Below are 17766 nucleotides of genomic sequence, written 5' to 3'. Positions count from 1 at the left end.
GCCTTCCATGACGCGCTGGCCCGGATGGTGACCTGCGACGAGGGGCTGGCGGCGTTGCGTGCCTGCGACCGGCGGATGATCGCGCGGAACGACGGATTGAAGGCCTTTGGCACGCGCGCCCTGCGCTGGCTGATGAACCGGAACCCGGGCGCGAATCCTGCGGAGATCATGGCGCGCAGTCCCGAAGACCTTCTGCCCCTGTCCGCGACCTCGCCGTCCTGTCGCTGTGCCAGCGCCTGCTGACTCCGCACGACAAGGGCAGCACGACTCCAGAAGGCCCGGACCGCGACGCCGAGGCGGCGGCCGATGCGCTGGCCGCCGGGCGCGACGCCTGTCTGGACAGGATGGAAGCCGACCGCGAACGCCTGCGCGCGACGGTCCTGGATCGGCAGCGGGCAGCCCTGACCGAACTGTGCAACCGCCCCGGATGCGAAGGAGCGCGCGCGATCCTCGACCGCCTCGATCAGCTCGACCCGGTCACGGTCGATGACGCCATCGCCGATCTGCGGGCCGGCCGGTTCGTGCCGCTGCCCGAAGCCGACGCACCCGATCTGTTCGACACCTTCTTTCCCGCTGTCGTCCGCCCGTCGAACAGCACGACCATCGCCCGGGGACAGAGCCGGTCGGCCCTGGCGGGCGGGCAGAACCTCGGCCCGCTGCCATTCGCCGATCTGGACAGCCAGACGCGCAAACGCGGTCAGCATCTGGTCGAGACATGGGGTGCTGCGGAGAATGACTTGCGGCAGAACCAGCCCGAACGTCTGAGCGCCATGCTGGCGCGGCTGTTCGGCCTGATCGGGCTCGCGGCGTTGCGGTAATGCTGGGATGCGAGGCCGTGCCCGGCCGGCTCCGCCAGCTGTCCATGCAGTTCGAGGTGCCGCATGTGTCGGACTGGTTCCTGCCGCCCGCCTTCGGGAGCGAAACCGGAGGGGCTTGCAGCTTCTGGCGGCGCGGGAAGAGGTGACGACGGATCAGATCCTGCGCACCATCGGCACCGAGGCCCCCGATGACGCCTGGATCGTGGTCCAGTTCCGCCGCCTGGGCGAAGAGGACCGCCGCACCCTGGCCCGCCGTTGTGCGACGATGCGCGGCGCCTGCTGGTGATGCTGGACGAGGCCGACAACTTCCTGCGCGCCGAACATGCCGCGGGCTATCCCAATCTCTTGCCCATCAAGTCGCTGATGGAAGAGACGGGACGGCGCTTCAAGACCGTCTTCGCCGGTCTGCACAACGTCCGGCGCATGGCCCATGCGCCCAATTCGCCGCTGCCGCATCTGGGCGAGCCGATCTGCATCGGCCCGATGAACCAGACCGAGGCCAACCGCGCCGCCCTGCGCCGCCTCGCGCGAGAGCCGCTGCGCGCGCGGGGCTCGACTTTGCCGATCCGGCCATCGCCTGGGACATGCTGTCGCGGATGAACCACTACCCCTCGCTGGTGCAGATCTTCGGACATCAGGTGGTGGACCGCCTGGGGCGCGCAATAAGGCGGCACGAAGGGCCGTGCCGCAAGCTCAGCCGCGAGATGCTCTTCGATGGGAGCACGGCAGAGGCCATTTCGGACCAGATCCAGAATCGCTTCCAGCTGACGCTGAACCTCGATCTGCGCTACGAACTCTTCGCCAGGTCGATCGCCCTCAGCCGGCTGGACCATGCCGGCGGGCAGGAGCGTGTGCGATCCGCCGGGCTGACCGCAGAGAGGTCTGCGAGGTCGCCTTCCCCTTCTGGCCGCAGGGTCTGGCCCGCCCCTCGCTGACCGATTGCGAGGAAATCCTGTCCGAGATGGTCGATCTGGGGGTGCTGGCCGAGCGCGCCAGGCGCCTGCTTGACCGTCTGCAGGACAGCGGCCCGGGCGCGCGCCTCCTCTGGATCGTGCCCACCGATCCGCCGGATCTTCCCCATCTGCCGCGCGTCCATGCCCGCCCCTGGGACGAGGCGATGCTGCGGCTCTGGCTGTCCGAGGAAGGTTTCGCCCAGCAGATCGACGACAGGGAGATGCGGACCGCGATCATGGAGGCGACCGAGGGTCTGCCGGCGCGGCTGATGGCCCTGCGGTCCGATCTGCCCACGATTGTCGAACTTCCGGTCGGCGAACGGCAGGCGCGGCTCGACCGCCTGATCGCCGGGGCTGGCTGCATGCGCCCGACCGCGCAGGATCGGTTCCGATGCCAACGCCTCTGGGGCGCCTGGCCGCGGCATGAGGGGGCCCCTGGATCCCTGGGATCTGCCGGGGCTCGACACCTGGCTTGCGGATCTGGCCGAGATGCTGGGCCGCGGCCTCCTGCTCGTGCCGCCCATGCCGGAAGCTCCACCCGGCCTCGTGGACGCGCTTCTGGCACGCGCCTGCGGCCTTCATGATCGGACGAACAGCGCTTGCGCCCCGGCCGATGCCCGCCTGCCGGCCGCGATCCTGGCTGCGGAACTCGGCTGCGCGCCGACGCTGGTGGCGCTGGCTTCGGCCGCCTGCGACCAGCGCCTGGTCGTGCTGCGCTTCGCCGCCGGCCCGACCCCGGCCTGGCCGCCGACCTGGCCGTTGCGCTTGCCGTCGAACTCTGCAGCTGGCGGCTCAACCTCGCGGCGGACCTGGCCCGCGCCGGTCTCGACGATCTGACCCGGCCGCTGGACTGGCTGACGCGGGCCGCCACACGGTTCACGCCGGCCGCCGCAGCCGCGGCAGACTGCCCTCTGGCCCTGCATCGGGCCGGGGAAAGTGCAGTCTTGCCGCGACGCGTGTGGCGCGCGCAGCTCGCCACCTTCTTTCCCACCCTCGAGGAGGCGCGGCTGGCCCTGATCGACCGGCACCGGCCGCGCCTGCGGATCGACGACCATCTCCGCGCGCTCGGCGCGACCTCGGTCGAGGAGATCGAACTCGGAGCCCTGTGCCACCAGCTGCGCAAAGCGCTCGACCGTCGCGAGGCCGCCCGGCTCGAGATCCTCGCCCGTCTGCGCAACCGGCTCGCGCATCGCCAGCCCGGTGCGCCGGAGGCGTGTCTTTCCCTGCTGGCTGGCTCGACCTGACAGGGGCCCGAAGCACCATCCTGCATGGCTTCTCTTTTCGGATTGCCCGATACCCTTCCCCGGCGCAGCCGGGGTTGCGACGTGACACAGGCGCTCCCCCGCGACATCGCCTGCGACATCGCCGCCCGAACGCGGGCCCGAGAGGGCCGCCCGGCCGCCGGGACGGCACAGGGCCATGCGGCCGCCCCCGCACGGGAGGGAAACCCGAGTGGTGCTCGGAGCAACATGGGTGCGAGAGCGGGTCATCCCCGCGTGTGCGGGGAACACCCCACCAACGGCCCAACCAGAGGCGCCAAAGGACATCGCCGCCGCGCTTTCCCCGGAGGAGCTGGCTCGGCTCGAAGAGCTCAAGAAGTCGGTGGCGGCGCGGCTTCGCAATCAGGTAAATGCGGGGCTCGACCCGGTCCTTTTGCGCGACGCCAACGAGATGACTGCGCTCTACGTCGAAGCCGGGATGCGCCGCTTCATCGAGATTGCCCGCGACTTCCTCGCCAGCACCGGGACCACCATTGACGAAGCCGAGGAAACCCTGCGCCTTGCCTACCTGACCCAGCGCGGGAACATGCGCCGAGACGGGCAAGACCTCACAGGCATGGACAACGAAGACGAGGTGTTTGCCGCCATCGACGCGCTGCGGGCGGAAGGCCGGGGGGACGAGGGCACGGCGAACGCCGCCCCCTCGGCCGAGACGGCATCGGAGCCTGCACCCTCTGGCACAACGGCATCGAGCCCAGCGCCCTCTGCTGAAGCAGCGTCGGAGCCTGCGCGCATCACCGACGCCTTCGTCGCGGCCTTCGAGCGCGGCCAGACCTTTGCCTCCATCACGGACGCGCGGAAGCTTGCGGAAGAGGCAATCGGACGCCCGCTGCGCGAAGGCGCCGACCGCAAGATGATGGAAGAGGCCATCGAAGTCGCCATCGTGCGCCGCACCGCAGCCATCGCGCGCTCCGGCGCTTCTCCGACCGAAGTCTTCCGCTCCCTTGTGCGCCTTTACGAAGCCCAACCCAAGCTTGCGGAACGGACCTCCAGCAGCGTCGAGAATCAGGCTTACTCCACGCCTGCACCGCTGGCCTATCTCGCTTCGCGGCTGGCCCGCGTCACCGACTCGGATCGCGTCTTCGACCCCACCGCAGGGAACGGGATGCTGCTCGCCGCCGCCAACCCGCAGAAGGCCGTCGCCAACGAGATCGACCCCGCCCGCGCCGAAGGGATCAGACGCGCCCTCGGGCCTGCCGTGACCGTCACGGTCGGGGACGCGATGGCGGTGGACATGCCGCCCTTCGATGTGCTGCTTGCAAACCCGCCCTTCGGCGCCGTCTTCCGGGACGGCGTGCGGCAGTCCTGGCCCATCGGCGACCTGGCGACAAACGAGGTGGACCACGCCATTGCCTGGCGGGCGCTCGAAGCCATGCCGGACAACGGCCGCGCGGTCCTGATCGTTGGGGGGATCAGAGAATCCAAGACCGGCGACGAACGGGCGCGCGCCTACCGCACGCCGAAGATGCTGACTTTTTACAAGTCGCTTTACGACACATATGACGTAAAGAGCCATTTCACCGTCGCCGGCTCGCTCTACGACCGGCAGGGGGCGGCATGGCCGGTGGACGTGATTGTCGTGGAAGGGCGTGGCGAGTCCTCCCGCGCGATGCCCCACGCGACCCCCCCCAAGGTCTACGAAACCTGGGATAGTCTGGAGGAGCTGATCGATGGCACGCGCGATGTTCTGCCCGAAGGGGGCCTACAGGGACGCGGCGACGGTAATCCTTCCCGAGGCGATGACTCTGACGCGCGAAGCGTATCTGGAGGCGCTCAAAGCCCGGATCGTGGATATGATCGAACGGGAGAGGAAGGAGAGCGACCCGCAGATGTTCCTCGACATGGCGCTCATGGAACTGATTTTCCTGAACGCGGACAAACCGGAGGAAGCGGCAGAGAAGATCGTGACGGAGAGCGGGGCGCTGAAGATTCAGATCGGGGAACAGACGTGGCCGGCGCAGCCGGAGGAGATGGAGACCGATCAGGTGATGATCCAGGCGTTCGAGGAGGAGGGGAACAGTCTGATAGCGTTCGCCTACACACTCTGGCCCCCGGATCGGTAACCCGCCCGAGGAACACCGAGGCCGAAACCAAGTATCAGGTTCGCTACGAGCCGCGCTCCAAGGCCCAGTTTGTCGTGGGCACCCTTGTCCCGGTCAACATGCGCGACGCCATCAACGCCGCGCTGGACCGGATCGAGGAAGAGCATGGCGACATCGACACCTTTGTCGCCAAGGAGCTGGGCTATTCGCTCGAGGAGATGCTGGGGACCGACACCCGGCCCGGATACGGGTCATCCCCGCGTGTGCGGGGAACACGCGACGTAATCGAGACCCCGGGCGACGGCGTAAGGGTCATCCCCGCGTGTGCGGGGAACACAAATCATGACTCCGGCGGAATTTTTCTCCGCCCGGGTCATCCCCGCGTGTGCGGGGAACACCGCGCCCTGGGCGATACCCGCTTCGTGTCCGACGGGTCATCCCCGCGTGTGCGGGGAACACGTGTTCGCCCGCGACGGCGGCGGCCATGTCGGCGGGTCATCCCCGCGTGTGCGGGGAACACGGCGCGCAGGAGCTGGTTGCCCAGTCCGAGCGCGGGTCATCCCCGCGTGTGCGGGGAACACCGCGAGATGCCCGGCGCCGCCGCCGTCCTCGCCGGGTCATCCCCGCGTGTGCGGGGAACACGCCGGCGCGACGCTGCCCGAGGCGCGCGCTGACGGGTCATCCCCGCGTGTGCGGGGAACACTTGGCACGGGCCGGCGGGCGCAAAGGCTATCGCGGGTCATCCCCGCGTGTGCGGGGAACACTGGAGCGGCTATTGGGACTGCAACGATGTCCGCGGGTCATCCCCGCGTGTGCGGGGAACACCGGCCTCAACCCGCTGCAGGTGTCCTGGAAGACGGGTCATCCCCGCGTGTGCGGGGAACACGCCGCAAACGGCGCGATTCACCAGATGATCCGCGGGTCATCCCCGCGTGTGCGGGGAACACGACTACGGCTACCGGCTCAACCGGGCTCCCGACGGGTCATCCCCGCGTGTGCGGGGAACACGAGAGGGCAGGCGCAGTGTCCTGCGCGCGGGGCGGGTCATCCCCGCGTGTGCGGGGAACACGGGCCATCCATGGCCTCGCGGTAGCGGGCGATCGGGTCATCCCCGCGTGTGCGGGGAACACGCCAACGGCGCGGTCAACGGCGGAGCGATCAGCGGGTCATCCCCGCGTGTGCGGGGAACACCTGACGGGGGGCGACGAGAGTCGCCGCGACCGCGGGTCATCCCCGCGTGTGCGGGGAACACGTCAACCGGCGGGACGTTCACGATGCAGGCCGGCGGGTCATCCCCGCGTGTGCGGGGAACACGGCTACGGCGACGGCTACGGCGACGGCGACGGCTCCGGCGGGTCATCCCCGCGTGTGCGGGGAACACCTCTGCGGCGGCAGGAACCGGAGCGGCATGGGCGGGTCATCCCCGCGTGTGCGGGGAACACAGCATCTTGGGCCGCCGACTCTCGATCGACGCCGGGTCATCCCCGCGTGTGCGGGGAACACGTCGGGATTGAGGCGGGGATGCTGCCACCACGCGGGTCATCCCCGCGTGTGCGGGGAACACATGCAGGCGTCGGGCGATGCGTCCTCGCAGGTCGGGTCATCCCCGCGTGTGCGGGGAACACGCCGAGCGACACGACGACGCGGTGGCGGCCTACGGGTCATCCCCGCGTGTGCGGGGAACACGGGGCGGTAAGGCGCGCGCAGCGTGTAGACCAGGGGTCATCCCCGCGTGTGCGGGGAACACCCCGGCGGGACGTCCATGAAGCGCCGGTCCATCGGGTCATCCCCGCGTGTGCGGGGAACACAGCCAGGCCTGGACCTCATGACCGATCAGCAGCGGGTCATCCCCGCGTGTGCGGGGAACACGGCGACGGCTACGGCTCCGGCTTCGGCTACGGCGGGTCATCCCCGCGTGTGCGGGGAACACCGCGCCGACCTCGCGCGCGCCAACCTCGCGGGCGGGTCATCCCCGCGTGTGCGGGGAACACGCATCGTTCCCCTGATCGCCGAAGGGTGCTGGCGGGTCATCCCCGCGTGTGCGGGGAACACGGCTCCGGCTCCGGCTCCGGCGACGGCTCCGGCGGGTCATCCCCGCGTGTGCGGGGAACACAAATGAGAACGAGCCCGCCGTGCACCGGCGGGCGGGTCATCCCCGCGTGTGCGGGGAACACCACCAGATCAAGGTCGCGGACCAGTTCAAGGCCGGGTCATCCCCGCGTGTGCGGGGAACACATGACGCCTGACAAATTCAAAGCAGCGCTCGCCCGGGTCATCCCCGCGTGTGCGGGGAACACTCGGGCTGGCCCGTCCGTGACTGGATCGCCGGCGGGTCATCCCCGCGTGTGCGGGGAACACGCCCGTGTCTCGCACATCGAGGCGTGGCGCCGCGGGTCATCCCCGCGTGTGCGGGGAACACTTGCGCGGCCCCGCCCTGCCCTTCGGCGTCCACGGGTCATCCCCGCGTGTGCGGGGAACACCGAGTCGTGGCTGATCGACAGCGCGGTGACGGCGGGTCATCCCCGCGTGTGCGGGGAACACGAGGCGTTTGACCGGGCGGGCCTGCCCGTGTTCGGGTCATCCCCGCGTGTGCGGGGAACACGGCGCCGTCGAGCGTCGCGCCGACCAGGCGGACGGGTCATCCCCGCGTGTGCGGGGAACACGGGCGTCGGACCAACCCGGGGGGCGTTGAAATCCGGGTCATCCCCGCGTGTGCGGGGAACACCCGCTCGCAAGCTCGCGAGCGCAAGGGGGCCGCGGGTCATCCCCGCGTGTGCGGGGAACACCCAGCTGGTGTCGAGGAGCCGAGCGAGCTGGGCGGGTCATCCCCGCGTGTGCGGGGAACACTGTCGGTGCTGATCGGCTGGGCGCTCGCGGCGCGGGTCATCCCCGCGTGTGCGGGGAACACTCGAGGGTGACGCGCCCACCCACTGGCGCCCGCGGGTCATCCCCGCGTGTGCGGGGAACACGCCTCGTCGGCGTTGGCGAAGGGGGCGGTGGTCGGGTCATCCCCGCGTGTGCGGGGAACACGGGTCCGTGGGCAGAGGCGTGGGCGGAGCGTCCCGGGTCATCCCCGCGTGTGCGGGGAACACGGCATCACCGGGAAGAAGGGCGCGCCCATCGGCGGGTCATCCCCGCGTGTGCGGGGAACACGGAGGACCAGTCGGAATGGTGAACATCGCCCGCGGGTCATCCCCGCGTGTGCGGGGAACACCGCCTGCCGAAAAGACCGCGTTGATCGACGAGCGGGTCATCCCCGCGTGTGCGGGGAACACGCGTCGGTCGGCGAGAACCCCGACGATTACAGCGGGTCATCCCCGCGTGTGCGGGGAACACTGCCGCCCACCGGGCCATCAGCCCAGCGCGCTCGGGTCATCCCCGCGTGTGCGGGGAACACGCGACGCGCTCCGGCACATCCTGCTCGGTGGGCGGGTCATCCCCGCGTGTGCGGGGAACACAGCAGCGATCGCGCCGAATGGCTCACCGAGATCGGGTCATCCCCGCGTGTGCGGGGAACACAAGGCTACCCCATGTCCGACACCACGACCCATCGGGTCATCCCCGCGTGTGCGGGGAACACGGGCTGGGGAGGGGTCATTCCTCATCCCCCCGCGGGTCATCCCCGCGTGTGCGGGGAACACCGGGTTTGGGAGCCTTCGCAGGGTCAGCGCGGCGGGTCATCCCCGCGTGTGCGGGGAACACATGCCACGTCACGAACAGCCCCGCACCGCCGCCGGGTCATCCCCGCGTGTGCGGGGAACACGGCCGGTAAGCGCGCGCAGCGTGTGGACCAGCGGGTCATCCCCGCGTGTGCGGGGAACACTGCCCGAAATCACGCTGCTCGATGCAATCGAGAGGGTCATCCCCGCGTGTGCGGGGAACACGTCGACGGCATCGAGATCAAGGCGCGCCACGACGGGTCATCCCCGCGTGTGCGGGGAACACCGCGGCGCGAACGCCAACGGCGAGTATGTCCGCGGGTCATCCCCGCGTGTGCGGGGAACACTCTTGTTGCAGGTATCTGAGCTACCGCTGAAATTCAACTGTCAAAGAGCCTACCGGGTTTTCGGGTCGGGCTTCGCCGGCGGGACCGGGGTCTCGGGGGCCGGTCCGCGGGGGCGACGGGCGGGGCGCTGCGACATCGGATGATCCTTCGGATAGAAGCTGACCAGCTTCAGCCCGTCGAAGTCAACCGGCATCCGGCGGTTGGTACCCACGGTGGCGAAATCGAAGCCCTGGTCGGTGGGCGCATCCCAGACCATCACCGCATCGCCGTCCTCGATATAGGCCTCGACCTGAGCCCAGATCCGTTCCCGCGTGCGGGCCGAGTAGTCGCCGACGAAGACCCCCGCCCGCACCTCCAGGAGCCAGACCTTGAGCCGCCCCGCAAGCCTCGGCGGAGCATTCGTCATCACGATCACCATCATGGGCCGTCCTCCGGGTCGGGGAAGGCGGGGCCGGCGGCCTCGGGCGGGGGCGGGGGCTTGGGCAGCTCTCCGGCGGACAGGACATCCTCGATCTGCGGGATGATCCGCTCGAGCAGCCGGGTGCGTCGGAAGCTGTCTCGGCAGGCCTGGCGCACGGCGCGTTCGACGGGCAAGCTCAGCCGGCCCTTCTGGGCAAGGCCTGCGATGCGGAAGGCCTCGGGCACCACGGTCTGCAGTTTCCACAGATCGGCGATGTCGTAGACGAAGCTCAGCGCCGTGCCGGTGTGCAGGAAGCCAATGGCGGGGGAATAGCCCGCAGCCAGCACTGCGGCCTCGCACAGCCCGTGCAGGCAGGCGGTGGCCGAGGACAGGCAGCGGTTGGGCAGGTCGGCAGAATCCCACTGCCCCGGATCGTAGGCGCGGCGGGTCCACGCCACCCCGTGCTGGCGGGCCAGAAGGGCGTAGGTCTCGCGCACGCGCACGCCCTCGATGCCGCGGAGCTGGTCGATCGAGCGGCGCTGCGGGGCGGGTTCGCCGAAGCGGAGTTCATACATCCGGCGCACCACGCGCAGACGGGCGGCATCGTCCAGCGCGATCTGCGCCTGCCAGAGCAGCCTGTCGGCGCGTTCGCCCCCCGGACGGCCGGCGGAATAGAGCCGCACCGCCCCTTCCCCCACCCAGACCAGAAGCGTGCCCGCCTGCGCGGCCAGCGCGGCGGCGCGGTGCGAGACGCGGGTGCCGGGCTCGAGCAGCAGGCAGGCGAGGCCGCCCACGGGGATGACGCTGCGGATGCCGCCCTCGTCGATGGCGACGAAGCAGCCGTCGTCCACATCGAGCTGCGCGCGTTCGACAAAGACCAGCGCGGCGCGGTCCTTCAAGGGGATCGGGCGGGCGGGGGGCAGGCCGGGCGTTTCGGTCATCCCACCCCCTGGCCCGGCTTCAGGCCCGGCGGATCAGCATCAGCCCGCAGCCGAAGGCCTTGGCGCGGCCGAAGCCCTGCGCGAGGCGCGCAAGGAAGGCGGCGGGATCGGTGACTTCGATCAGGCCTTCGAGGTCGATGATGCCGAAGCGGGGGCGGCGCGCGCCCTGCCCCGGCGGCTCGGCCACGGCATAGGCGGTGACGCCGGCCTCGGTCACGCGGAAGCCCGCCCGCGCCCCCTGACCCTCCAGCCAGCGCCGCCCGGCCTCCTGCGCCCGTTCCAGCCGGACCGGCGCCCGCGCGCCCTTGGGCGTGGCATGCAGCGCCTCCATCACCACGTCGCGGTGGCGCTTGCGACCGTCGGGCTCGGTTACGGTGCGGGTGGCGTTCGCGCGCAGGACGAAGGCCAGCCGGTCGCCCGCGGCAAGGTCAGGGGCGAAGGGGGTGGCATCGGCACGCTCGAACAGCGCGCTCTCCCCCGGCGGGCGGGGCGAGAGCACGAGGAAGGTGCCGCCGCCCATGTCGCGCCAGAGGAAATCGCGGCGCGCCTCGGGGTCGCCGGCGAAGGCCGACCAGATGAGGCGGTGCTGGGCATCCATGCGCCGCCCCGGATCCTTCGGGTCCAGAAGCCGCCCCAGCGCCGCGACATCGGGGCTGCGTTTGAGCGTCAGGCGCGAGAGAAACATCAGGCGGCCTCCTCCGCTTCGTCCGTCTCGCCCTCGGGTTCGGGCGGGGCGGCCGGGGCGGCGGTGGCCAGGGGCAGGCCCATCGCCTGCGCGGCCAGCGCGGCGAGCTTCGCCTTGCGGTCGGCGATAAAGCCCTTGAAATCATTTGTCCGCAGGAAGTCCGGTTCGATCAGGTGGCTGCGAAGGATCGCACCCCTCTGGTCGGGCAAAATTCCGTGCTTCGCCTCGATCCGCGCCAGATAGTCCGACGGCGCGTCGCCGCCGATCTCGCGGTTCGATGCGGCGGTCAGCGGCGTCTTGTTCAGGATGCTGTCGTAGTCCTCCGGCCTGATCCCCTTCCTTTCGCACCAGGCGCGGGGGAAGATGTGGTGCACATCCATCGGGTCGCTGTGGAAGGTGGTGATGTCGGCCGGCTTGCCAGTGATGAAGTCGCGGCACCCCTGCCGCAGCAAGAGCGCCGAGAAGGCCCGGTAGGCGGCCGAGACGCGCATGCGCAGGGAGTCCAGCCGGTCGGGGTTGAAGGTGAGAAGCTTCATCCGCTCGGGCTCGGGCCCGCCCATCAGCCAGGCGGTGACCTCCTCGGCGTCCTTGGCGAGCTTGGATTCGGGGCTGGACCCGTAATCCTCGGCCAGCGAGGTGCGCCAGAACCAGCGTTCCAGCTTCTCCCTGGCGACGGCGCTTTGCGCGGCCTTGCCGCCGATGGCGAAGAAGGCCGCCAGCGCCACGCCTTGCGCCGGATAGGGCAGGTCGGCGGCCCAGAGCACCTTCTGTTCGGCGAGGAACCGCCCGGCCTCGCGGAAGCCTTCCTCCACTGCCGGGGCATGGGCGCGGAAATCGGCAAGCGACAGGCCCAGCAGCGCCTCGCGCCGGCAGGAGACCTGCGTCGCCGTGCCCGCCCGGCGCGCGGCATGGGTCGCGGCCAGCGACACGGCCTGCAGGAAGTCGAAGCCGCGCAGATGGTCGAAGACCGGCATGCCCAGACCCTTGCCGGTGCGGATGCGCTGGAAGCGCGCCGCCCAGTCCTCGCGCAGGTTCAGGGGCTCGGGGCTGCCGGCGAAGATGGCCGTGACCAGTTCGAAGGCATCGAGCTTCTTGCCGCCGACGTTGACCTTCTCGAAGATCAGGCAGACGGCCTCGCGGCTGGTCTCGTGGCCGAGGCGGATCGTGGGCATCTGATAGCTTTGCAGCGGTTGCAGCACCTTCTCCATGAAGGCGTTGGCCTGATCGCTGCGCGACGCGCCCTGCCCCTGCCAATGGGCCTGATAATCCCACAGCCATTTCATCACCGCCGCCTGGTCGAAGGCCAGGTTCAGGGGGAAACAGCCGGCCTCGAATTCCTTCGTGCGGTCCGAGAGGTCGATCGTCGGCACCTGGTCGCGGCGGATGCGGCTTTCGGGCAGGCCGAGGATGGCGTCCTCCAGCTCCTCGCCCGCGTCCAGCGCCCGGGCGATGTCGAGGTAGTAGAAGCGCCGCAGCGTCTTGCGTTCGCTTTTCGGCTTGCGCACCGTCATCGGCAGCGGGCATTTCAGCGCCCCGTAAAGCGAGGTGATGCGCTGCTGTCCGTCGAGCAGCAGCTCTTCGGCCGGGGCCGCGGGCCCTTGCCCGGCCGCCTTGCGCGCGGCCTCCACCCCTTCCAGAAGGCGCGGGCGAAAGGCCACGGTGCCGCCCGTGCGCAGGGTCAGGAGCGCCCCCACCGGAAAGCCGCGCAGGATCGAGGCGATGAGCATGCGCACATCCTCGTCCCCCCAGACATAGGAGCGCTGGAAGTCGGGCAGTTGCAGCCGGCCGTCATGCGCCTCGGCCAGAAGGTCGCGCAGGAAGCGGGGGTTGGTCTCGAAGGTCATGCGGCCTCCTTGGGCGCGATGTGGACGCTGCGGACGGCGACGGCGCGGGGGGCGAAGTGCCACAGGCGCCGGTCGAGGGGGGCGTCGTGGCGGGTTTCCACCCGTTCGGCGGGGCCGTCGTCGGCGTAAAGCGTCTGGGCGGTCAGGCCTTCGGCCCAGGGCGGCAGGCGCAGGTGACAAAGTGCGGCCTCGGGGGTTTCGGCGGCGACGATCCGGGGCGCAAGCGGCGCGTTCAGCGGGCAGGCCTTGCGCCCAAGATAGAGGTGGAAGGCGGGGGCCTCCAGCGCCGCGGCCAGCGCGGGCAGGCCCGGCCCCGCCACAGCCACGCCGTAGAGGACGCCGGCGCGATAGTCGCGGTGGCTGATGGTGGTGTTGGCGTTCTTTCCGGCCCGGCGCAGCGCCGCGGGGCGGCTCTGCGGGCGCTTGATGACAGCACTCGGCACCGTCTGCACCGTGTGATAGTCGCGCAGGGCGGCGCCGGTGTCGAACACCGCCACCGCCAGCCGCAGCGCGTCGAGCGCGGCGAAGTCGCCATCGCGCCGGATGCCCTGCGCCGCCGCCAGCAGCCCCAGCACCGCCGACCGCCCCGGCCAGGTCCAGGACCCGCGGCGTTCGTGCCCCGCCACGTCGCCGAAGCCGGCGAAGGCGGCCGACAGGGTGAAGATCAGATGCTCAGGCATCGGCGGGCGCCGGGGTCACCGCTTCGGCGGCAAAGCGGGCGATCTCGTCCAGCGTGCCCTGTTCGAGGTCCACGTCCATGACCGCCACAGCCTCGGCCGCCGGGCCATAGGCGCGGTCGAGCTTGCCCGCCATCTCCTCCAGCGCGGCGACCGAGGCGCGCATCAGGTCGTTCGACTTCAGCTCCTGAAGCCGCAGGTTGACCGGATGGAAGAAGGCCCCCGACAGGTCGCGCGGCTGGCGGCTGCCGCGCTCGGCCCGGATGTAGCGGGCCAGAGGATGGTGGGCGAAGCTGTTCTGCTTGCCCCGTGGCGTGGCGGTGGCCAGCGCGCGGGCCAGCGCCTCCATCCCCTTCGCCGCAAGCGCGCGGTCGCCGGCAAGGTTTTCCACCAGCAGGTCCACGTTGACACAGGCATAAAGGTAATAGACCCCCGAGCCGAAGCCGGCCTCGCCGATATGGCCGGCGCCTGCGTCTTCCTCGCGCGTCTTGAGGTCATCGACCGCCGAATACCAGTCATCCTCGGCCAGCGCCCGGTGCGTGGTGAAGGCATGGGCCACTTGCACCGCCGCCTCGCGGTTGAAATCCGGGTCGTCGGCCAGCATCCGGCCGAACATGGCGATGTCCACCGCCCCGTCGGCGCGGCGCATGACCAGCTTCTTCAGCTCCTTGTCCTCGATCTTCTCGCCCGCAACCAGCCGGTCGGCCAGATCATGCGCGGCCTTCCATTCCTCGGGCGAGACGAAGGCGAGCGTGGTGGTGAGCGGCGCCTTGCCATCCTTCTCGGCCTCGAGCTTCGAGAAGAGGCCCGCCACCTTCGCCGCCGCGGCCCGGGCATTCTCGGCCGGGATGCCCCTTCCGATCAGGCGCCTTTCCACCTCTTCGGCGATGCGCTTGGTGCGCGTGCCGCGATGACCGGCGAGATCCTGCATGAAATAGGCCGTCTCGCGCACCGCGCGCTTGAGCGACTGGCTGGAGAGCCGAAGACGCGGGTGGCCGCCGAACATGGCCTGCTTGGGCCGGCCCTGATCGTCGCGGTTGGGGTTCGAGGGCGGATAGGGCACCAGCAGGTGGAACTGGACGAAGACGGTCATGCGGCGTTCTCCTCGGAATTCAGGTCGGCGCCGGGCCGGGCGGCGGCGAAATAGTCGAAGATCCAGCGGCGGCGCGCGGCCTCGCCCCATTCGGGGTGGTCCCAGACCAGCAGGTCGGCGGCGAGGCTTCGGACGTTGCAGCGCCGGTCAGCCATGACGACGGCGCGGCGGATGGCGGTTCCGGCCTCTTCGCCCTCGGCGCGCAGAAGCCGTTGGAACCGCAGGTGCGACATCAGCGGTTCCGCTCCGCCCAGACGGCGGGCGAGCGTGTCGCGATCATCCTCGCGAATCTCGGCCAGCACCTGCACGAGCCGCACCAGCGCCCCGGCCTGCGCCGCACCAAGGCCCAGGGAACGGGCCAGGTCTTGCACCGCCGGTTCGGCCAGCGCCGCCAGCGCATCGCTGCGGCGAAGCCGTGCCGCAAGCCCCCGCGCCGCGCCGCTCTCGCGGTTCGCGAGCCGCTCGCGCCACCACGCGGCGGCGGTGACCCCTCTGCCCTGCCCTTCGCTCATGCGGCCTTCCTCCGTTTCTGTTCGGGCGGGGTCAGGCCCAGAACGGTCCAGGCCCCCTGCCCCAGCTTGCCGTAACCCGCGAAGGCCGCCGTCAGGCCCGACCGCGCCTTCACGATGGCCTGCTGGTCGCGGATGTCGCGCTCGGCCAGGCCCGGCAGCGCCTGCGCGTCGAAGATCGCCAGCGCCGCCGCCCGCAGATCGGCCAGCCAGCCCTGTGCCACGGCCTGCGGGTTGGCGCCCGCAGCTGTCAACTCGGCCAGCCGCGCCTCGAAGGCGCCTTGGGTGCGGGCGAAGAACTCTTCCCGCGCGGCCTCGCGCGATTCACCCTCGGCCAGCACCGGCGCAAGCGCCCCGCGCAGGGCGCCGCCCAGGGCCACGGCGGCCTCGACGAAGCCCTCGACCCGCTCGGCCGTCTCGTCGGGCAGGTCCAGAAGCGGCGCGCGCGAGAAGGTGAAGTCGCGCGGCTTCATGTTGTCCATCGCCCAGCCGGCCACGATCAGATCGGCGCGCCGCCCGCCGCCACGTGCCTGCCAGAGCCCTGCGACCTGCGCCCGCCGCGCGGTATCTGCCGCGTTGGGTGCAGGCAACGCCACACCCAGCCAGTTGCGATAGCCGAAGGCCCCGGCGCGGGGGTGCAGCGGCAAGAGCTCGGCCCCGGCCTTCTGGCGGTAATGCGGCGTCAGCGGGTGTTCCCAGCCGGCATAGTTGGTGCCGTAAGGCTTCTGCGCCACGCCAGTGATGCGCCCGCGCTGCCCGATCAGCCGCAACCTGCGCGGCATGCCGAAGAAAGCCTCGGCCGGGTGGGCATCCTGCGGGAAGACCTGCTCGCCCCGCTCGGACGTGCGCGTGCGCCGCATCCAGGGCAGGACATCCGGTGTCGCGGGCACGCCATCGGGCACATTGGCCCAGACGAGCGGCCAGAGCCCGCCCCCCGGATCGATCAGCGTGACCATCGGACCGCCGCCGCGCATCGAGGTGCGGTTGCCCTTGCCGCCCGAGGGTGCATGCGCCTGCAGCGTGTAAAGCGCCATCGCCGCGAGGGCCGGATCGAGCGCGCCATAGCGGCCGCGCTTGACCATGAGGTCGGCATTGTTGCGCACCGTCTGCCCCCCGGCGCTGTCGATGAAGAGCATGTCGGGGTCGTTGGCATCGGCCCCCTCGAACGCCTCGCGGTCCTGACAGAACCTCGGCCCCTCGCCCATCAGCTCGAAGGCCGGGGCGAAGGGGGAAAGGCGCGCGCGCAGGCGCTCGGGGTCGGGGGCCTGCCGCGTCCGCCAGTCGCGCGCATCCGTGGGCGGGTCGGCCAGGAAGACGAGGCCGATGAGAAGCTCGAGGCAGGCGATATTCAGGTCGGGCCGCGGCCAGTCGGGGAAGGCGAGGCTCTCATCCGCCATCTGCCAGGGGGCGATGGTGGCGCGGCTTCCGTCCTTGCGGCGGACGGGGATCCAGGCATCGGTGATCAGGTTCAACATCGCGCCACCCTGCACAACCTGCGGTAAGGCTAGGGGGCGGCCGATGCGCCGGTCAAGCGAAAATCAGCCCGGTTTCAGGGTCATAGGCGAGGCCATGACAGATTTCGCCACCCTCGCCCACCGTCACGAAGCTGCGCGTCGCGGTCAGCCAGCCGGGCAGGCCGGGGGCGGGGGGCGGCGGGCAGGGGCAGGCGGTCGAGCCGCGCCTTGCTGGCCGAGACCTCGGAGAGTTGACAGCTGTCAACGCTCCACCCCCCGCCCGCCCAGGGCGCGCCGTCCGGGCGCATCAGCACCAGCGTGCGGGTGGGCTGGCCCAGCCGGGTGGGGTATTCGGCATCCCCCGCCCCGCCCGCGCCCAGCCGGTAGCCCTGATCCCAGCCCACCACATTCTGTGCGCCATGCGCCTTTTGCGCCTGCGCCGCCCCCGCGGCCCGCAGCGCCGCAGCCTCCAGCGCCGACGGCAGCGGGTCGTCGGCATGCGCCGCCTCGATCAGGTCGCGCAGGCCTTCGGGGGCACGGATCTCGCCGGCCGCGAACAGCTTCCGCGCCGTGCGCCAGAGGGCATCGCGGGGATAGACATGCACCCCCTGCCCGAGTTCCGCCGCCGCCCAGTCGGGCGCGACCGCCTCGCCCGGTTCGGGCGAGACGACATGCAGCACCGGCGCGGGCACCGGGCGGTCCCCGGCGGGCCTTTCCTGCATGTGCCGCCAGAGCCGCCCGGCGCGCTGGATCAGCGCCGCCATCGGCGCGAGGTCGGACACCATCACGTCGAAATCGAGGTCGAGCGAGGATTCGACCACCTGGGTGGCCACCAGCACCCGCCCCGGCCGGGCGGCGCGGTCCTTGCCGAAGGCGGCGAGCACCGCCGCCTCGTGCCGCTTGCGGTCGGTCAGCGCGAAGCGCGCGTGCAGAAGGTCCGCCGCCACCCCCCGGCCGCGCAGGTCCGCGACGGCGGCGATGGCCTCGTCCACGGCGTTGCGCACCCAGACGCAGGCCGCGCCCTGCGCCGCCGCCTGCACCAGATGCTCCGCCGCCGCCTGCGG

The 17766-nt window shown here is 71.0% G+C and carries 17 protein-coding genes and 1 CRISPR repeat array; of the genes, 8 read left to right on the top strand and 9 right to left on the bottom strand.

Annotated elements, in window-relative coordinates; all coding sequences use genetic code 11:
* Positions 1–24: 24 nt before the first annotated feature.
* The 8 genes from RUTHE_RS10425 to RUTHE_RS10390 all read left to right on the top strand — a co-directional run bounded on the left by RUTHE_RS10425 (position 25) and on the right by RUTHE_RS10390 (position 5114).
* Positions 25–243, top strand: a complete 219-nt coding sequence (locus RUTHE_RS10425; protein WP_021098373.1) for a hypothetical protein — start codon at positions 25–27, stop codon at positions 241–243.
* 101 nt (positions 244–344) lie between these two features.
* Entirely contained in the window at positions 345–818 is a 474-nt protein-coding gene (locus tag RUTHE_RS10420; RefSeq protein ID WP_021098372.1) for a hypothetical protein, read from the top strand.
* 115 nt (positions 819–933) lie between these two features.
* The gene (locus RUTHE_RS16680; RefSeq protein ID WP_021098370.1) at positions 934–1104 is read left to right on the top strand and encodes a hypothetical protein; all 171 of its coding nucleotides are present in this window, start codon (positions 934–936) and stop codon (positions 1102–1104) included.
* The gene (locus tag RUTHE_RS10415; protein WP_040645705.1) at positions 1074–1418 is read left to right on the top strand and encodes a hypothetical protein; all 345 of its coding nucleotides are present in this window, start codon (positions 1074–1076) and stop codon (positions 1416–1418) included. The genes RUTHE_RS16680 and RUTHE_RS10415 overlap by 31 nt, the downstream gene beginning before the upstream one ends.
* Positions 1415–1753 (top strand): hypothetical protein, encoded by a 339-nt coding sequence (locus RUTHE_RS10410; RefSeq protein WP_021098368.1) that lies wholly within the window; start codon positions 1415–1417, stop codon positions 1751–1753. Before RUTHE_RS10415 ends, RUTHE_RS10410 begins: the two co-directional genes overlap by 4 nt.
* 441 nt (positions 1754–2194) lie before the next feature.
* A complete protein-coding gene (locus tag RUTHE_RS16470) occupies positions 2195–2608 on the top strand; it encodes a hypothetical protein (protein ID WP_144079658.1) in 414 nt (137 codons plus the stop codon).
* A 107-nt stretch (positions 2609–2715) separates the two neighbouring features.
* A complete protein-coding gene (locus RUTHE_RS16465; RefSeq protein ID WP_144079657.1) occupies positions 2716–3015 on the top strand; it encodes a hypothetical protein in 300 nt (99 codons plus the stop codon).
* Between the two features lie 1706 nt (positions 3016–4721).
* Positions 4722–5114, top strand: coding sequence for a hypothetical protein (locus RUTHE_RS10390; RefSeq protein ID WP_040645699.1), 393 nt, complete (start codon positions 4722–4724; stop codon positions 5112–5114).
* 226 nt (positions 5115–5340) lie between these two features.
* A CRISPR array of direct repeats spans positions 5341–9099; the repeat unit is 29 nt; unit sequence CGGGTCATCCCCGCGTGTGCGGGGAACAC.
* A 49-nt stretch (positions 9100–9148) separates the two neighbouring features.
* On the opposite strand, the gene cas2e is transcribed toward RUTHE_RS10390, so the two are convergent.
* The 9 genes from cas2e to cas3 form a co-directional block, all read right to left on the bottom strand.
* Positions 9149–9520 (bottom strand): type I-E CRISPR-associated endoribonuclease Cas2e, encoded by a 372-nt coding sequence (gene cas2e / locus RUTHE_RS10385; RefSeq protein WP_021098364.1) that lies wholly within the window; start codon positions 9518–9520, stop codon positions 9149–9151.
* A complete protein-coding gene (gene cas1e, locus RUTHE_RS10380) occupies positions 9517–10440 on the bottom strand; it encodes a type I-E CRISPR-associated endonuclease Cas1e (protein WP_021098363.1) in 924 nt (307 codons plus the stop codon). Before cas1e ends, cas2e begins: the two co-directional genes overlap by 4 nt.
* 19 nt (positions 10441–10459) lie before the next feature.
* Complete coding sequence (gene cas6e, locus RUTHE_RS10375) at positions 10460–11125, bottom strand: type I-E CRISPR-associated protein Cas6/Cse3/CasE (protein ID WP_021098362.1); 666 nt, start codon at positions 11123–11125, stop codon at positions 10460–10462.
* Entirely contained in the window at positions 11125–12969 is a 1845-nt protein-coding gene (locus RUTHE_RS10370; RefSeq protein ID WP_021098361.1) for a DUF262 domain-containing protein, read from the bottom strand. Before RUTHE_RS10370 ends, cas6e begins: the two co-directional genes overlap by 1 nt.
* Entirely contained in the window at positions 12966–13649 is a 684-nt protein-coding gene (cas5e, locus tag RUTHE_RS10365; protein ID WP_021098360.1) for a type I-E CRISPR-associated protein Cas5/CasD, read from the bottom strand. The genes RUTHE_RS10370 and cas5e overlap by 4 nt, the downstream gene beginning before the upstream one ends.
* Positions 13642–14739 carry a type I-E CRISPR-associated protein Cas7/Cse4/CasC gene (gene cas7e / locus RUTHE_RS10360; protein ID WP_021098359.1) on the bottom strand — a complete coding sequence of 366 codons (1098 nt, stop codon included), beginning with the start codon at positions 14737–14739 and terminating at the stop codon, positions 13642–13644. The genes cas5e and cas7e overlap by 8 nt, the downstream gene beginning before the upstream one ends.
* Positions 14736–15251, bottom strand: a complete 516-nt coding sequence (gene casB, locus RUTHE_RS10355) for a type I-E CRISPR-associated protein Cse2/CasB (protein ID WP_021098358.1) — start codon at positions 15249–15251, stop codon at positions 14736–14738. The genes cas7e and casB overlap by 4 nt, the downstream gene beginning before the upstream one ends.
* On the bottom strand, positions 15248–16723 hold the full coding sequence (gene casA / locus RUTHE_RS10350) for a type I-E CRISPR-associated protein Cse1/CasA (protein WP_021098357.1): 1476 nt from the start codon (positions 16721–16723) through the stop codon (positions 15248–15250). Before casA ends, casB begins: the two co-directional genes overlap by 4 nt.
* Before the next feature lie 80 nt (positions 16724–16803).
* The coding region (gene cas3 / locus RUTHE_RS10345; RefSeq protein ID WP_021098356.1) for a CRISPR-associated helicase Cas3' at positions 16804–17766 on the bottom strand (963 nt) is incomplete at its 5' end.

It is taken from the genome of Rubellimicrobium thermophilum DSM 16684, assembly GCF_000442315.1.
GTDB classification, from domain to species: domain Bacteria; phylum Pseudomonadota; class Alphaproteobacteria; order Rhodobacterales; family Rhodobacteraceae; genus Rubellimicrobium; species Rubellimicrobium thermophilum.
This window is presented reverse-complemented; position numbering and strand designations above follow the sequence as displayed.

Coding starts and splice junctions, on each gene's coding strand:
- RUTHE_RS10425 (WP_021098373.1), top strand. CDS start 25: ATGGTGACCTGCGACGAGGGGCTGGCGGCGTTGCGTGCCTGCGACCGG.
- RUTHE_RS10420 (WP_021098372.1), top strand. CDS start 345: ATGGAAGCCGACCGCGAACGCCTGCGCGCGACGGTCCTGGATCGGCAG.
- RUTHE_RS10410 (WP_021098368.1), top strand. CDS start 1,415: ATGAACCACTACCCCTCGCTGGTGCAGATCTTCGGACATCAGGTGGTG.
- RUTHE_RS16470 (WP_144079658.1), top strand. CDS start 2,195: ATGAGGGGGCCCCTGGATCCCTGGGATCTGCCGGGGCTCGACACCTGG.
- RUTHE_RS10390 (WP_040645699.1), top strand. CDS start 4,722: ATGGCACGCGCGATGTTCTGCCCGAAGGGGGCCTACAGGGACGCGGCG.
- cas2e (WP_021098364.1), bottom strand. CDS start 9,520: ATGATGGTGATCGTGATGACGAATGCTCCGCCGAGGCTTGCGGGGCGG.
- cas1e (WP_021098363.1), bottom strand. CDS start 10,440: ATGACCGAAACGCCCGGCCTGCCCCCCGCCCGCCCGATCCCCTTGAAG.
- cas6e (WP_021098362.1), bottom strand. CDS start 11,125: ATGTTTCTCTCGCGCCTGACGCTCAAACGCAGCCCCGATGTCGCGGCG.
- RUTHE_RS10370 (WP_021098361.1), bottom strand. CDS start 12,969: ATGACCTTCGAGACCAACCCCCGCTTCCTGCGCGACCTTCTGGCCGAG.
- cas5e (WP_021098360.1), bottom strand. CDS start 13,649: ATGCCTGAGCATCTGATCTTCACCCTGTCGGCCGCCTTCGCCGGCTTC.
- cas7e (WP_021098359.1), bottom strand. CDS start 14,739: ATGACCGTCTTCGTCCAGTTCCACCTGCTGGTGCCCTATCCGCCCTCG.
- casB (WP_021098358.1), bottom strand. CDS start 15,251: ATGAGCGAAGGGCAGGGCAGAGGGGTCACCGCCGCCGCGTGGTGGCGC.
- casA (WP_021098357.1), bottom strand. CDS start 16,723: ATGTTGAACCTGATCACCGATGCCTGGATCCCCGTCCGCCGCAAGGAC.